The sequence below is a fragment of the Streptomyces sp. Tu 3180 genome, from assembly GCF_009852415.1.
Taxonomy (GTDB): domain Bacteria; phylum Actinomycetota; class Actinomycetes; order Streptomycetales; family Streptomycetaceae; genus Streptomyces.
Genome location: NZ_WOXS01000002.1, coordinates 2,260,680 through 2,275,215, shown reverse-complemented (window position 1 = coordinate 2,275,215; position 14,536 = coordinate 2,260,680). Strand labels below are relative to the sequence as shown.

Genomic DNA, 14,536 nt, shown 5'->3' with positions numbered 1-14,536 from the left:
CGGAGTCGCGGAGGGACCGGTACCGCGGTCGTCCGCCGGCGCCCGGGGAGCGCACCGGCCCGCCGCGCCACCGGCGGGAACCCCAGCGGGCCCGCCCACTGCTCCCCGTCGCCGCGAGCCGGGTGCCCGCCGGGCGGACGGCACCGTGTCAGTGCCGGGCGAACTGGACGCGGGTCGGCTGTACGGCGTCCGGCCGCACGGGGACGCCCTCGACGGTCAGCCGCTCCCCGTAGATGTCCGTGAGCCTCAGGGCGCCGCCGCATCCGGTGCCGTCGGGGGAGAGGAAGTAGTTGTACTCGGTGCGGGTCAGCCGGTGCCACCCGGAGCCGGTGCCGACCTCCAGGCGGGCCAGCGGGTTGCGGTGGCCGATCGCCTGGATGCCGCACCAGTGGCTACTGGAGCCGGTCTTGTAGCGGATCGAGACGGTGTCGGACGTGCCGGGGCTGAGCAGGCTCCAGGTGACCGGGATCCGCCCCGCGGAGAGGCCGGCGAGCTTGCCGAAGGCCTCCCGGCTCAGGTCGAGCTGCCCGGGGGCGCAGGGCGAGGGGCACTCGTCGGTGATCCGGACCGTCACGGAGGCCCCGCCGGCCGCGCGGACGAGGACGTACGCCCCGCACGCCCCGGACGTCTCGTGGTCCGTGGTGTTCATCGCCGCGACCATGAGGTCGGGGCTCGGGCCGTACAGGCAGGCGCCGTTCCCGTCCCCGGCGTCGTAATGGGTGGCGACTCCGCTGTAGGTGACCCCGGGCCGGATCCGCCCCGCCGACGGCGCCCCGCCGGAGGCCGGGCGCGGGGCGGGCGCGGGGGTGCTCGCGCGCGACGGCCGGGCCGACGCGGTCGTCGCGGAGGGCTCCGGGGCCGGGGACGCCGTGGACGGCTTCGCCCCCGGTTCCCGCCCGGTCGCCGTGGGCGGGACGCTCGGCCGGACGCCGGTGCCGGTGGCGGACGCGGCCGTGGCCGTGGCCTGCGCGGTGCCGGACCCGTCGTCGGGGGCGAGGGCGACGACCAGCGACATGAGGAGCCCGGCGGCGGCCACGGCGACGGCCGGGACCAGGGCGCCGCGCCGCTCGCGACGGGGGCGGCGGTGGGAGGGGGATGCCACGGATGAGTCCTTACGTGGTTCGGGAGACACGCGCTTCCGCCTCGGCAGTGGTCACAGCCGCCGGAAAGGTTGCCGGACGTCCGGCGGCGTGCTGCGGAAAACCTCCGCCCCCACGGGCCGGCCGGGTCCGGCGGGCCGGGCGTGACGCCCCGGTCGTCCGCACGGGGACGGCGAGACCCGGCCGCGCACCCGCGCGCACGGCGACGGCCCCCGCGGGAACCCGGTGGAATGGACGCGGCGCGGAGTGTGTTCACGAGGGGCGCGTCTTTCGTCCCGCATCGTCACATCCCGGAAACACGGCCGTTCGCTGCTCTTCGACCCCGCCGCCTACCGTGGACACCACACCCCACCAGCCCGGTCACCGCCGCCCGCGAGCCCACCCGCCCCGACGCGACGACTGGAGCCCCGTGTCACGATCCGCCCCCGCCCTGCCCCTCTGGCTCGCCCACGCCCTGCGGACCCAGCGGGGGCCGGTCCCCTGGAGCGCGGTCGTGCGGGGCGCGCTGGCCGCCGGGCCGCTGCTGGCGGGGGCCGTGTCGCTCGGGCGGCCGACCCTCGGGGTCGTCGCCGCCATCGGTGCCATGCTCGCCGGGATCAACGACCGGCCCGGCAGCCGGCGGGCCTCGATCGGGCGGCTCGGGGCGCCCGCGCTCGCGGGGGCGGCCGGGCTGGCCCTCGGGACGTACGCCGGGGACCACACCCCGGCGGTCCTGCTCACGCTCCTGCTGACCGGCCTCGGCCTGGTCGCCGGAGGCATCAGCGCCCTCGGCCCCGTCGGCTCCTCCGTCGGCACCCAGGTGCTGGTCGGGGCCGCCGTCGGGGCCGGGATGCCGCTGCCCGAGCCGGGATGGCAGCGGGCGCTCGCCTTCCTCGCCGGCGCCGGGTGGCTGCTCCTGCTGCGGCTGGCGCTGCCCACGCCGGGCTCGCTCGCCGGGGACCTCCGCTTCGGCTTCCGGTTCGACGGGGAACGCAACGCCGTCGCCGGGGCGTACGAGGCCGTCGCCGCGCTGCTCGACGCCGCCGGGTCACCGGCGGCCACCGCCCGCCGCGCCGCGCTCACCGCCGCCCTCGACCACGCGCAGGACGCACTCGCCGGGCCCCGGCTGCGGAGGTACGCCTCCTCCGCGGCCGAGCGCCGGCTGCACGCGCAGTACGCCGCCGTGCTGCCGCTCGCCGAGGCCGCGACCGCGCTGGCCTGGGCGGGGGAGCCGGTACCCGCCCGCGCGGCCGAGGGCCCCAGGCGGCTGGCCGCCGCCGTACGCGCCAACACCCCCACCGGCCGCCTGCCCGCACCCTCCCGCACGGCCCCGGCGCTGCGCGCCCTCGACGACGCCCTCCTGCACGCCGCCGAGGCGTTCGACCGGGCCGAGGGCGGTGACCTGCACGGCCGCAAGCGGTCCCGGGCCGCCCTGGTGCGGACCGTCCTCGGCGTGCGGGGGCGGGAGTACGGGATGCGGGTCGCCCTCTGCTTCGGCGCCGGCGTCGCGATCGCCCAGGCCCTGCACCACGCCCGCTGGTACGGGCAGCACGAGCACTGGTACTGGCTGCCCGCCACCGCCGTCTTCCTCGTCAAGCCCGACCTCGGGCCGCTCGCCTCCCGGGTGCTGTGCCGGGCCGCCGGGACCGTGCTCGGGGCGCTCCTCTTCGCCGGGCTCGCCGCCGTGCTGCCCCGGCCCGAAGGGCTCATCGCGCTGGTGGCGGTCAGCGGGGCGCTCATCCCGGTCGCCACCCGGCACTTCGCCGCGCAGACCGCCGTCGTCACCGTGCTCGTGCTCGCCCTGGTGATGGTCGGCGGCGAACCCGAGGTCTCCGTCGTCCGGATCAGCGAGACGCTGCTGGCCTGTGCCGTCGTGCTGGTCGTGGGGCACCTGCCGATGCCGGGACAGCGCGGCGGCGGCATCCGCGCCCGGCTCGCGGAAGCGGGCGGTGCCGCGCAGGCGTACCTCGACCACGTGCTCGGCGGGACCGGCGACCGCGCCGCCCGCTGGGCCCTGCGCCGCGAGGCCTACCGCACCCTCGCCGAGGCCCGCACCGCCATCGCCCTCGCCTCCGCCGAACTCCCTCCGCTGGCCCGGCACACCGACGGCACGGACGAGGTCGCCGCCCTCCTCGAACAGTTCGTCGACACCATCACCGCCTGCGCCGTCCACCTCGACGACACCGGGCGGATCGGCCCCCGGCACGCCGAGCGGCTCGCCGAGCTCCGGGACGAACTCGTCCGGCGCCGCGACCGGACGGGGCTGCGCCTTCCGGAGCTGCCGGACGGGGCTCGCGCCGAGGCCGGGACGCGCGCCCGGCCCGCCCCGCCACGGAGCCGCGACGGCGATGCCGCGGTTCGGCCCGCCCCGGACCGGGAGGGCGTCGTACGGTGACGTGATGACGCCCACCGCGACGACGTCCGCCGCCGCGGAGCGGCCGGCCGATCTCGTCATCACCGGATGCTCCGTCCTCACCCACGACGACCGGGAGCGGATCGGGTTCGCCCACGACGCGGCGATCGTCGTGCGCGACGGGGCCGTGGAGTCGGTGACGAGCGCCGAGGCGGTCGAGGGCCTGGCGGCCGGGGAGCGGATCGACGCCCGGGGGCAGGTCGCGCTGCCCGGCCTGATCAACTGCCACACCCACGCGCCGATGGTCGCCCTGCGGGGTCTCGCCGAGGACCTGCCGACCGGGGAGTGGTTCAACGACGTGATCTGGCCGGTGGAGTCCAACCTCACCGAGCGGGACGTCGAGCTGGGGGCACGGCTCGCCTGCGCCGAGATGATCCGGGGCGGCGTCACCTGCTTCGCCGACCACTACTTCGCCATGGACGCGGTCGCCGCCGTCGTCGCCGAGTGCGGCATGCGGGCGCTGCTGGGGGAGGCGTACTTCTCCTCCCAGGGGCCGCGGGGGAGGGAGCGGTCGCTGGAGTTCGCGCTGCGGCACCGCGGCTTCGCCGGCGGCCGCGTCACCACCGCCCTCGCCCCGCACGCCCCCTACACCGTCGACGACGCCGACCTCGCCGCCACCGCGGAGCTGGCGCGCGAGCACGGGCTTCCCGTGCACCTGCACGCCGCCGAGAACCGCGACCAGACCGACACCAGCCTCGCCCGGCACGGCGTCACCCCCGTCCAGGTCCTGGAACGCACCGGGATCCTCGACACCGACGTGCTCATCGCCCACGGCACCGGCATCCTCGACAGCGACCTGCCGTCGCTGGAGCGCGCGGGCGGCCGTACGGCCGTGGCCACCGCGCCCCGCGGCTACCTCAGGTTCGCCTGGCCCACCACCACACCCGTGCGCGCCCTGCGCGACATCGGCATCCCCGTCGGACTCGCCACGGACGGCGCCGCCTCCAACAACTCCCTCGACGTGTGGGAGTCGATGGCGCTCACCTCGCTGATCCAGAAGGCGGCGGAGGGCGACCCGCGGTGGCTGACCTCCCGGCAGGCGCTGCACCACGCCACCCTGCAGAGCGCCCGGGCGGTCGGCCTCGGCGGGGAGACCGGCAGCATCGCCCCCGGCCGCCGCGCCGACATCATCCTGGTCGACCTCACCGGCCCGCACACCCAGCCGGTGCACGACCTCGCCGCGACGCTGGTGCACAGCGCCCGCGCCGCCGACGTCCGCACGACCGTCGTCGACGGCCGGATCCTGATGCGCGACCGGCGCCTGCTCACCCTCGACGTCCCGGCGGTGGTGAGCGAGCTGCGGGAGCGGCTGCCCGCCCTCGTCGAGCGGGGCCACGGCCGGCGCGTCCAGGAGTACGACACCTGAAACCGGCGGAACCCCGCGGGCGCGCGAAGGGCTCCGCCCCGCCTTCTCGACCCCGCCGCGCCGCCCCTCGCACCCCGGCGGCTGCGGCGAGGACACCGCGTCCGGCCGGCAGGGGAGTGCGAGGAACCCAGGGGCGCGCGTCGACTCCCGAGGCGCCTGTGAGAGGCGAGCACATCCGATATCACGGTGCGTGTGCGGAACGGCGCGGACGGCGACGGATTACTCCGAAAAGACGAGAGCTCGCTCACACTTGGCGGTGAACAGGTGTCAACTACGTCTCAGTACCGTCACCGGACGAGGCGTTCGCCCCATGGTTGGCGTTTAACTCTACGAGTACAGCGCTACATGGAGGTGGCAGGGTGAACGGGCGAACGGTGCTCGAACGCTTTCCCGCAGGTGGGCCGCGCGGGTCCTGGCCGGCGGAGGAGTTCGCGCAGGCGCGGCGTCTGGAGGGCCTGCCCGCCGAGGTTGTCATGGACCTCGCGACCGACATGTTCCTGGTGATCGTGCGGAGCGGCGACGGGGGCGGTGACGTGACGGCGTGAGCCGCCGGCCCGGCAGCCGGCCGGACCGGCCGGTTCAGCCCGCCTTCGGCGACGGCACCTTCCCGGCCGGCGACGGGGAGGGCGCCGCGGTGAACTGCTCCGCCTGGAGCGCGTACAGCTCCGCGTAGAGGCCGTCCGCGGCCAGCAGCTCCTCCGGTGATCCGGACTCCACCAGCCGGCCCTGGTCGAGCACGTGCACCAGATCCGCGTGACGCACGGACGCCAGCCGGTGCGTGATCAGCACGACCGTCTGGCCGCCGTCCGCCAGGGCCCGGATCCGGTCGAAGACCTCCAGCTCGGCCCGGGCGTCCAGGGCGGCCGTCGGCTCGTCCACGATCAGGATGCGCCCGCGCCGGTACGCGGCCCGTGCGATCCCCAGCCGCTGCCACTGTCCCCCGGACAGCTCGTGGCCTCCGCTGAAGTGCCGGGCCAGCAGGGTGTCCAGGCCGCGCGGCAGGTCCTCGACCACCGACTGGGCCCCGGCCTCGGCGATCGACGCGGCCAGCCGCTCCTCGCTCACCGGTGCCGACGGCCGCCCCAGGAGGACGTTCACCCGGGCCGTGAACGGCCACCGCTTGAAGTCCTGCGCCACCATCGCGATGCGCTCGGCCAGCCGGCGCCGGTCCACGGCCGCCGCGTCCACGTCGTCCCACAGGATCCGCCCCCGCTCGGGCGTGTACAGGCCGGCGAGCAGCTTGACCAGGGTCGTCTTGCCGGAGCCGTTCTCGCCGACCAGCGCCACGATCCGGCCCAGCGGCAGGGTGAGCGAGACGTCGTCCAGGGCGGGACGGGCGGCGTCACCCGGGTAGCGGAAGGTGACGTTCTCGAAGCGGATCTCCCGCGGGTCGTCCGGCAGCGGGAGACCACCCACGGGGATCGCGCGCTCGGCCGCCTCGACGTACAGCCGCTGCAGATCGCCCACGAACAGGGCCTCCTCGTGCAACTGGTTCACCTCCAGGACCAGGGTCTCCAGGCTCGCCGAGCCGGTGCGGATCGCGATCATCGCCGTGCCCGCGACCGATAGCGCCATCGCCCCGGCCAGCAGCAGCCCCCCGAGCGTGGCGTACGTCGCCACCGTCGCCAGGCCCGTCCACGCCGCCGCGAACAGACCCGTACGGGCCGCCAGCCGGGCCAGCCGGGCCTGCTCCGCCTCCGCGGTCTCCGACATCGCCCGGAAGTGGCGCAGCAGGAACGGGCCGACGCCGTGCACCCGGATCTCCGGTGCCGCCTCCGGCTCGGTGAGCAGGCGGCTGATCAACTGGCCGGCGCGGGCGTGCTGCACCCAGGTGTGGAACGAGGCGTAGCGGCGGCGCGCGTTCGTCAGCGCGCTCCAGGCGCTCGGCAGCGTCATCGTCGCCAGCAGCGGGAGCAGCGCCGGATGCAGCACGGTGAGCACGCCGGCCGCCGCGACCAGCGAGATCGCCGCGTTGATCACCCGCGTGCCGTACATGATCATGCGGCGGGCCGAGGAGGCGCCGTGCTGGGCGGTGTCCAGCAGCTTGTGGAAGGCGTGGTCCTCGATCGCGGCCAGCTCCACGGCCGCGGCGCGCTCCAGGTACAGCTCGGTCGCCACCCGCTCGACCTTGGGTTCGAGGCGTCCGGTGGCGTAGGTGCTCGCCGCCCGCAGCAGCGCCGCGACCATCATGACGGCGGCCACCGCGACGAGGGCGGGCACGGCACCGCGCAGCCGTTCCTCCATCGGACCGTCACCCAGCAGCCGGCCCAGGACGCTGTTGACCGCGAGCAGGCTCACCGCCTGGGCCAGGCCCCGGCCCACCTCGGCGGCCAGCACGGTCCGCGCGGCCCGCCGGTCGGCCTGCAGGGCGAGCCGGAGGCTGGAGGCCAGCAGGGAGGGCAGGCGGGTGATCATGGCGCGGAAGTTCAGCTCCAGGAAGGCCTCGGAGTGCTGGTTCCAGCCCATGTCGTAGCGCAGCGGTCCCCCGAAGAGCAGCCGCTCGGACTCGGAGAGGGGCGGGGCGCCGGGCTCGGGCCGCTTCCCGCGGCGGGCGGGGCGCCAGGGCCTCCTCCGCCCGCCGGGACGGTCCGTGCCCGCAGTGCGGTCCGTGCCCGGTGCGCGGTCCGTTCCCGGTTCGTCCGCCTCCCGTGACCGTGGCCTCGGAGCCCCGGATCCCCGTGCGCTTCCCACCGCTGGCCTCCCCCGATCGCCGAGTCCGACGAACGGCCACTATGGCGGGGCGCGGCCCGCGGGGGCAGGGCGCGGAGCGGAGCGGAGGATGCGCGCGGGCGCACGACCTGGGGAATCGGTCGGGGCGGGGGCGCTGAGAGCCGGGCCCGGGTGTGCGGACGCGGGACCGTGCGCCGGGCCGGGCACGGAGCGGCGCGGAGAGGCGCGGAGCGATGCGGGGGTGGCGCGGGCGCGGTGTGCGTCCTTCCGGACGGCACCGGGCGACCGGGGGCGGGGAGAGGCGGCCGGAGTCGTGGGAGGGGGCGGCCGGAGCCGTGGGAGGGCGGCCGGGCGTCGCCGGAGGGTGCCGGCCCGCCCGTTACGCGCTGACCGGGCGGGACCAGGCCGGCGTGGTGCCCGTCAGACGGCACAGGGCGAGATAGAGGGGGATCGGCGGGGTGTAGGGGAGCGTGCCCTCGGGGCGGTGGATCAGGCCGGGCAGGACCGCAAGGTCCGGGGCGTCGGGGAGGACCGCGCCGGTGGCGTAGCGCGCGGGGGCGGGCCACTCCAGGGCGTAGTCCGAGTCGGACGGGACCAGCCACCACCAGTGCGCCTCGTCGGCGTAGACGCAGCCCACCCGGGGCAGCCGGGGCATCACCAGCGGGCCGAAGCGGGCGGGCGTCGCCACCGCGTCGCAGCCCATCGGGGCCGTCATGCCGTCGGGTACCGGGAGCCGCCGGAGCGTGCCGGGGGCGCGGTGCGCGCGCTGGAGGCGGACCAGCGTGTCCAGGCTCACCACCCGGGTGCCGGACGTGCTCGTCACGCCCGTCCCCCGTCCCGGCGGTGCTGCTGCGGGGGCACGGCCGGGCTCTTTCCCGTGCGCCGCGTCCCGTCGGGCCCGTCGCCGTCACGGTCGCCGTCGTCCGGGCCGCGGGACGGTCCGGGCTTCGGGCGGGCACCCCAGCCCAGGTCGTCGCGGGGTTCCGCGGGATCGCACGGGGCGTCGGCCTCGCGGGGCAGGTCGGCCCAGACCAGCAGCCCGGGGCCGTGCTCGAGGGCCCCCCACGCGTGGCACAGGGTGTCGACGAGGAGCAGGCCCCTGCCGTGCTCCTCCTCCGGCCGCTGCCGGGTGTTCGCCCGCGGGCGGCCCGGCGCGCAGCCCTCGTCCTGCACGGCTATGCGCACGAGGCCGTCGCCGTCGTGCAGCTCGCAGACTATGTGGCTGCTCGCCGTGTGCACGATGGCGTTGGTGACCAGTTCGGAGACGATCAGGGCCGCCGTGTCGCAGGTGTCCTCGCACACCGACCAGCCGGTCAGCCGGGCCCTCGTCAGGCGTCTGGCCTGGGCGGGGGAACCCGGATGAGCGGCCAGTTCGAAGCGGAACCGGCGCTCGGCGGCGGCCCCCGCGGGGCCGGCTCCCGAGGCGGCGCCGAGGCCGACGGAACCTGCGGCGGCGTCTGTTCCTAAGGGCGCGGACGGAATCACGCTTGCCACTATCGCCCCGCCGTGAACACTTGGCAAGTGCCACTCTGAAAAATGCAGAGTGCTGTGTGACGGTCTGGACGGGCGTGGCACACTGCTCGCAACAGCACCTCGCGCGGCGCCAGTTGAGGCTCCCGAAGGCTTGTTCGAGTCGATGATCGGACCGACGGCCCTCGGAACGGGTCCTCGAACGGCGCCGCCGGGCTGTCAGCATTCCTTTTCGTGGAGGTGGAGCGTGAGCGAACCGCGGTCCGCGCCGACGGTCGGCCAGGTCGTCCTCGGCCGGCGCCTGCTGGACCTGCGGGAACGCGCGGGGCTCAAGCGGGAGGAGGCCGCCCGGGTCCTCCGGGTGGCCCCCGCCACCATCCGCCGCATGGAGACGGCCGAGGTCGCGCTGAAGATCCCGTACCTCCAGCTCCTGCTGAAGGCGTACGGCGTCGGCGACGACGAGGCCGAGGCGTTCGTGCAGCTGGCGGAGGAGGCCAACCGGCCCGGCTGGTGGCAGCGCTTCCACGACATCCTGCCCGGCTGGTTCTCGATGTACGTCAGCCTGGAGGGCGCCGCCTCCCTCATCCGCAGCTACGACCCCCACTTCGTCCCCGGACTGCTCCAGACCGAGGACTACGCGCGCGGGGTGCTGCGCTCGGGCGCCGTCGGGCAGACGCAGCCCGAGGACATCGAGCGCCACGTCGCCCTGCGCATGCAGCGGCAGGAACTGCTCACCCGCGAGGACGCGCCCCGGCTGTGGGTCGTGATGGACGAGACCGTGCTGCGCCGCCCGGTCGGCGGCCCGGAGGTGATGCGTGCCCAGATCGACAGACTGCTCGAGGCCACGAAGCTGCCCAACGTGACGCTGCAGGTCGCCCCGTTCGCCGGCGGGCCGCACCCCGGCACGTACGGGCCGTTCGTGCTGTTCCGATTCGCCGTGTCCGAACTGCCGGACATGGTCTACAGCGAGTACCTGACCGGCGCCGTCTACCTGGACGCGCGCGCCGAGGTGGCGACCCACCTCGAGGTCATGGACCGCATGGCGGCGCAGGCCGCTACGGCACATCGCACGAAGGAGATCCTCCGGGATCTCCGCAAGGAGCTGTGAATGGAACTCACGGAGTCCCTCAAGTCCCTGCCCCAGCCGCGGGCCCGCACCGAGCGGATCTACAACGGCATGCCCGCGCGGGAGCTGGGCAGCGAGGGATGGCACAAGCCGTGGAGCGGCGGCAACGGAGGCAACTGCCTGGAGGCGATGAAGCTCGACGACGGCCGGATCGCCGTACGGCAGTCCACCGACCCGGACGGACCGGCGCTCATCTACACCTCCGCCGAGATGACGGCCTTCATCGAAGGAGCGAAGGCGGGAGAGGCGGACTTCCTGCTGTCCTGAGGCCTGTTGCCGCCCCTTTTTTGTTCCACCTGACTTGGCACTGAATTGACCACTAACAGTTGCAGAGACTCATGGAGTCCGTCATGACCGGGCAGCACCCCGTCGAGATCGACACGAGCAGGCCGCATCCCGCGCGGATGTACGACTGGTACCTCGGCGGCAAGGACAACTATCCGGTCGACGAGGCCATGGGCCGGCAGATGCTGGCCCTGGACCCGAGGGTGCCGGTGATGGCGCGGGTGAACCGTGCGTTCATGCAGCGGGCCACGCGCTGGCTGGCCGGCCGGGGCATACGCCAGTTCCTCGACATCGGCACCGGCATCCCCACCGAGCCCAACCTCCACCAGGTCGCCCAGCGGATCGCACCCGACGCGCGCGTCGTGTACTGCGACAACGACCCCATCGTGCTGGCCCACGCGGCGGCCCTGCTGCGCGGCACGGACGAGGGGGCGACCGAGTACCTCCAGGCGGACGTGCGCGACCCGGACGCCATCCTGGAAGGCGCGCGGAAGGTCCTCGACTTCACCGAGCCGATCGCGCTGTCGCTCATCGCGCTGCTGCACTTCGTCCCCGACGAGGACGGGGCGCACGACCTGGTGGGGCGGCTGCTGGCCGCCCTGCCCTCCGGCAGCCATCTGGTCGTCACCCACGCGACGGCCGACTTCACCCCCGAGGAGTCGATGGCGGCCACGGAGAAGCTCAAGGCCGCGGGCGTCACCCTGGCGCTGCGCTCCCGCGAGGAGTTCACCCGCTTCTTCGACGGTCTCGACCTGGTCGAGCCCGGCGTCCAGGTGCCGCACCAGTGGCACCCCGAGCTGGGGGAGCCGGTCGAGGGGCAGGACGACGGGGTGATCCCGGGTTACGGGGCGGTGGGGCGCAAGCCCTGACCCCCGGCGGGGCGGCGGCCCGGATCCGGTTCCTCACCGGTCCGTGGCCGCACCCCGTGCCGCCGTGGGCGGAGCGGTGGGGCATGAAGCCCTGGGTTCCGGCACCGCTCCGCCCACGGCGGCCCCTCCGTGCCGGACGGCGGACCGCCGCCGGTCGTCCGCCCGCGCACGGCCGGCCCCCGCACGGCGTGCGGTGAGGACCGGAACGGCACGCGTCCGGCACCCGCGCGGCGATCGACCGGATCCGTGCGGCACCCGCGCGGCATGCGCCCGGTGCCGGTCAGGCCGTCATCGGCCGGTCGTACGGGCCGATGGGCGCAGGGAGCCGGGTCGTGCCGCCGGTCAGGTGGCGGTCGACGGCCGCCGCCACCGCGCGGCCCTCGGCGATCGCCCACACGATGAGCGACTGCCCGCGGGCGGCGTCCCCGGCCGCGAACACGCCCGGCACGTCGGTGGCGAAGCCGGCGTCCCGCGCGATCGTGCCGCGCGGTTCCAGTGCGAGGTTCAACCGGTCGACGAGCCCGTCCCCCCGGTCCGGCCCGGAGAAGCCGAGCGCGAGCAGCACGAGATCCGCGGGCAGGGTGCGTTCGGTGCCCGGCACGGGCCGGCGTCCGGCGTCCACCTCCACCAGGTGCAGTGCACGCACCCGTCCGCCCGCGTCGCCGGTGAAGTGCAGGGTGGACGCCGCGAACAGGCGCGCGTCCGCGTCCGCCGCCGGGGCGGTCCGCAGATCGCGGGCCTCCTCGTGCGCCGGGGACAGCCGGTAGAGCTTCGGGTACGTCGGCCAGGGCTCGGCGTCGTCGTCCCGCTCGGTGCCCGGCCGGGCGTAGATGTCGAGCTGGGTGACGGACGCGGCGCCCTCCCGCACGGCCGTGCCCAGACAGTCGGCGCCGGTGTCACCGCCGCCGACGATGACGACGTGCCTGCCCGCGGCCGACAGCGGCGACGACTCCAGGTCCCCCTCGCACACCCGGTTGGCCAGCGGCAGGTACTCCATCGCCTGGTGTATCCCGGCGAGTTCCCGTCCCGGTACGGGAAGTTCCCGCCACGCGGTCGCCCCCGTGGCGATCACCAGCGCGTCGTGACGCGCCCGCAGCCCGGCGGCGTCGACGTCGCGCCCGACCGTCGTGGACGTGCGGAACTTCGTGCCCTCGGCCCGCATCTGCTCGACGCGCCGCTCCAGATGGCGCTTCTCCATCTTGAACTCGGGGATGCCGTACCGCAGCAGCCCGCCGATCCGGTCGTCCCGCTCGTACACGACGACCGTGTGGCCGGCCCGGGTCAGCTGCTGGGCGGCGGCCAGTCCGGCGGGGCCCGAGCCGATGACCGCGACCGTCCGGCCGGAGAGCCGCTCCGGCGGGGCCGGCGGTGCGAAGCCCTCCTCCCAGGCCCGGTCGGCGATGGCGCACTCGACGTTCTTGATGGTGACGGCCGGCTGGTTGATGGCGAGGACACAGCCCGCCTCGCAGGGCGCCGGGCACAACCGGCCGGTGAACTCGGGGAAGTTGTTGGTGGCGTGCAGCCGCTCCGCCGCGGCCCGCCAGTCCCCGCGCGAGACCAGGTCGTTCCACTCGGGGATCAGGTTGCCCAGCGGGCAGGCCTCGTGGCAGAACGGGACACCGCAGTCCATGCAGCGGCCGGCCTGCGGGCCGATGAGGGGCAGCAGCGCCCCGGGGACGTGGACCTCGTTCCAGTCCCGGACCCGTTCCTCCACCGGCCTGCGCGGCCAGTCCTGGCGCGGCGTGGTCAGGAAACCCCTGGGATCGGCCATGGCCGTCTTCCTTGCGTGCGCGGGTGACGGGGCCGTGCGTCGTCGGGCGGCACCCCTTCGGCCGTCCTCCGGTCACGATACGTCCGCTCGCGCGGGCCCGCAGGATGCCGGACAGCGCTTTCCCGAGGGCCGGTACGGGAGTCCGTCAGGTGAGCGCCAGGAGGTACGCCACCGACGCCCCGGCCGAGGCGAGGGTGCGGAGGTGGTTCCACCTCGTCCACTCGCGCACATAGGCCGGCCAGTACGCGGACGCCTCCGCGCCTTCCGGGTCGAGCCCGGCCAGCGCGTCGTTGCGCGGCACGTTCGCGACCGCGGTGAGCCCGAAGGATCCGATCAGGTACAGCGCGCCGCCCACCAGCGACTCGACCGCCCCCTCCTGCGGCCACCGCACGAACGTCACCACGGTGAGCACCGCGCACAGCACCGCCGAACCGAGGAACAGCACCATGAAGGCCGGCCGCACCGCCGCCACGTTGACCGCCTGCATCGCGGCCACGCCCCGCGCGGGCGGCAGGGCCGCGAGCCCCCTCATCACGAAGGCCGAGAAGCCGCAGAAGACCCCGGCCACCAGCCCGGTCCCGAGCACGCCCAGCACCGTCAGCACGAAGTACGGCCCGTCGGTCATGTCGTCCATTCCCTCGTCGGCCGGGATCACGCCCGGCCGTCACCGTTTGCGCCGTCACCCCCAGTGAAGGCGAAGGGGGTGCGGCCGGCCATGGCCGGGGAGCGCGGCGGCATGCGCGAGCGTCCACGGGCGGCGGCGCGTGCCGTCACCCGGCGGAGTCCTGCCCGGCCCCCGACCACCCCGCCAGCACCGTCTCCACGGCCGGGGCGATCCGCCGCCGCGCCTCGTGCCGGGGCACCCCGCTCATCAGCAGACGGTTGTACGGCGTGTCCAGATGCCGTACGGACGCCGCGACCGCCGAGATCACCGCTCCCTCGGACAACGCCCGGCCCGCCGCGCTCCGGCCCACCCGCCCGCTGCCCCGGACCGAGGTGTGCGCGGCCACGTCCCGGGCCCGCTCGGCGGGACACCCGGGGAACAGCCTCCGTATCTCCGCCGCGAAGGCCTCCGTCAACCGCGCGTCCTCGGCCGCCCGCCGCCGTGCGTCCCGTGCCCGGCGCCGTCGGCGTGCCTCGGCGTCCGCGAGACAGCGCCGCTCGGCCCGGGCCAGCGCCGCCTCCTCCACCAGGACGCCCTGCCGCTCGTACCGGCCCCTGCGCCGGTCGAACCGCACGACCACCGCGGACAGCGTGCTCTCCTCCCGCGCCCTGCGGGTGAGCGCCGTGTCGCCGCGCGGCACGAGGACGAGATGGCCCAGGTCGGCGCAGTCGAGACAGCGCGGCGCGCCGTTCTCCAGCACGAGCAGGGGGAGGGGACCACGGCGGCAGCCGGCGCAGTGGCGCCTCCTGAGCGGCTGGTGGACGACAAGTCCGAAGCCCCAGAGGGAAGTTGTGCGGGATGCCATACGTCCTTCCTTCCCCCC

13 protein-coding genes are annotated in these 14,536 nt (G+C 75.5%); 6 read left to right on the top strand and 7 right to left on the bottom strand.

Features of this window, described 5'->3' with window-relative positions; translation table 11 throughout:
* Nucleotides 1-148: 148 nt before the first annotated feature.
* Nucleotides 149-1,102, bottom strand: coding sequence for an expansin EXLX1 family cellulose-binding protein (locus GL259_RS11180; protein ID WP_159531664.1), 954 nt, complete (start codon nucleotides 1,100-1,102; stop codon nucleotides 149-151).
* A 407-nt stretch (nucleotides 1,103-1,509) separates the two neighbouring features.
* Between GL259_RS11180 and GL259_RS11175 the strand changes: the two genes are divergently transcribed.
* The 3 genes from GL259_RS11175 (at nucleotide 1,510) to GL259_RS11165 (ending at nucleotide 5,403) form a co-directional block, all read left to right on the top strand.
* Nucleotides 1,510-3,474: an FUSC family protein gene (locus tag GL259_RS11175; protein ID WP_243762287.1), complete on the top strand. Its 1,965-nt coding sequence runs from the start codon at nucleotides 1,510-1,512 to the stop codon at nucleotides 3,472-3,474.
* 4 nt (nucleotides 3,475-3,478) lie between these two features.
* Nucleotides 3,479-4,858: an amidohydrolase gene (locus GL259_RS11170; RefSeq protein ID WP_159531660.1), complete on the top strand. Its 1,380-nt coding sequence runs from the start codon at nucleotides 3,479-3,481 to the stop codon at nucleotides 4,856-4,858.
* Nucleotides 4,859-5,217: 359 nt separating this feature from the next.
* Nucleotides 5,218-5,403 (top strand): hypothetical protein, encoded by a 186-nt coding sequence (locus GL259_RS11165; protein ID WP_159531658.1) that lies wholly within the window; start codon nucleotides 5,218-5,220, stop codon nucleotides 5,401-5,403.
* A gap of 34 nt (nucleotides 5,404-5,437) precedes the next feature.
* Here GL259_RS11165 and GL259_RS11160 read toward each other — a convergent pair whose 3' ends face one another.
* The 3 genes from GL259_RS11160 to GL259_RS11150 form a co-directional block, all read right to left on the bottom strand.
* Nucleotides 5,438-7,324 (bottom strand): ABC transporter ATP-binding protein, encoded by a 1,887-nt coding sequence (locus GL259_RS11160; protein WP_243762286.1) that lies wholly within the window; start codon nucleotides 7,322-7,324, stop codon nucleotides 5,438-5,440.
* 583 nt (nucleotides 7,325-7,907) lie between these two features.
* Complete coding sequence (locus GL259_RS11155) at nucleotides 7,908-8,351, bottom strand: hypothetical protein (protein WP_159531656.1); 444 nt, start codon at nucleotides 8,349-8,351, stop codon at nucleotides 7,908-7,910.
* Nucleotides 8,348-9,022, bottom strand: coding sequence for an ATP-binding protein (locus tag GL259_RS11150; RefSeq protein ID WP_159531654.1), 675 nt, complete (start codon nucleotides 9,020-9,022; stop codon nucleotides 8,348-8,350). The genes GL259_RS11155 and GL259_RS11150 overlap by 4 nt, the downstream gene beginning before the upstream one ends.
* A 223-nt stretch (nucleotides 9,023-9,245) precedes the next feature.
* On the opposite strand from GL259_RS11150, the gene GL259_RS11145 reads away from it, so the two are divergent.
* The 3 genes from GL259_RS11145 (at nucleotide 9,246) to GL259_RS11135 (ending at nucleotide 11,278) form a co-directional block, all read left to right on the top strand.
* The gene (locus tag GL259_RS11145) at nucleotides 9,246-10,106 is read left to right on the top strand and encodes a helix-turn-helix transcriptional regulator (protein WP_159531652.1); all 861 of its coding nucleotides are present in this window, start codon (nucleotides 9,246-9,248) and stop codon (nucleotides 10,104-10,106) included.
* Nucleotides 10,107-10,391, top strand: coding sequence for a DUF397 domain-containing protein (locus tag GL259_RS11140; protein ID WP_159531650.1), 285 nt, complete (start codon nucleotides 10,107-10,109; stop codon nucleotides 10,389-10,391). It abuts the gene before it with no gap.
* 83 nt (nucleotides 10,392-10,474) lie between these two features.
* Nucleotides 10,475-11,278, top strand: a complete 804-nt coding sequence (locus GL259_RS11135) for an SAM-dependent methyltransferase (protein ID WP_159531648.1) — start codon at nucleotides 10,475-10,477, stop codon at nucleotides 11,276-11,278.
* A 280-nt stretch (nucleotides 11,279-11,558) separates the two neighbouring features.
* On the opposite strand, the gene GL259_RS11130 is transcribed toward GL259_RS11135, so the two are convergent.
* From GL259_RS11130 to GL259_RS11120, 3 genes are all read right to left on the bottom strand, one after another.
* Nucleotides 11,559-13,049: a glutamate synthase subunit beta gene (locus GL259_RS11130; protein WP_159531646.1), complete on the bottom strand. Its 1,491-nt coding sequence runs from the start codon at nucleotides 13,047-13,049 to the stop codon at nucleotides 11,559-11,561.
* 145 nt (nucleotides 13,050-13,194) lie between these two features.
* Nucleotides 13,195-13,674: an anthrone oxygenase family protein gene (locus GL259_RS11125; RefSeq protein WP_159531644.1), complete on the bottom strand. Its 480-nt coding sequence runs from the start codon at nucleotides 13,672-13,674 to the stop codon at nucleotides 13,195-13,197.
* 145 nt (nucleotides 13,675-13,819) lie between these two features.
* Entirely contained in the window at nucleotides 13,820-14,518 is a 699-nt protein-coding gene (locus GL259_RS11120; protein WP_159531642.1) for a DUF2293 domain-containing protein, read from the bottom strand.
* Nucleotides 14,519-14,536 lie beyond the last annotated feature (18 nt).

Excerpts from the sequence above, each read along its gene's own strand:
- GL259_RS11170 (WP_159531660.1), top strand. The coding sequence starts at position 3,479 with ATGACGCCCACCGCGACGACGTCCGCCGCCGCGGAGCGGCCGGCCGAT.
- GL259_RS11160 (WP_243762286.1), bottom strand. The coding sequence starts at position 7,324 with ATGGGCTGGAACCAGCACTCCGAGGCCTTCCTGGAGCTGAACTTCCGC.
- GL259_RS11140 (WP_159531650.1), top strand. The coding sequence starts at position 10,107 with ATGGAACTCACGGAGTCCCTCAAGTCCCTGCCCCAGCCGCGGGCCCGC.
- GL259_RS11135 (WP_159531648.1), top strand. The coding sequence starts at position 10,475 with ATGACCGGGCAGCACCCCGTCGAGATCGACACGAGCAGGCCGCATCCC.
- GL259_RS11130 (WP_159531646.1), bottom strand. The coding sequence starts at position 13,049 with ATGGCCGATCCCAGGGGTTTCCTGACCACGCCGCGCCAGGACTGGCCG.
- GL259_RS11125 (WP_159531644.1), bottom strand. The coding sequence starts at position 13,674 with ATGACCGACGGGCCGTACTTCGTGCTGACGGTGCTGGGCGTGCTCGGG.
- GL259_RS11120 (WP_159531642.1), bottom strand. The coding sequence starts at position 14,518 with ATGGCATCCCGCACAACTTCCCTCTGGGGCTTCGGACTTGTCGTCCAC.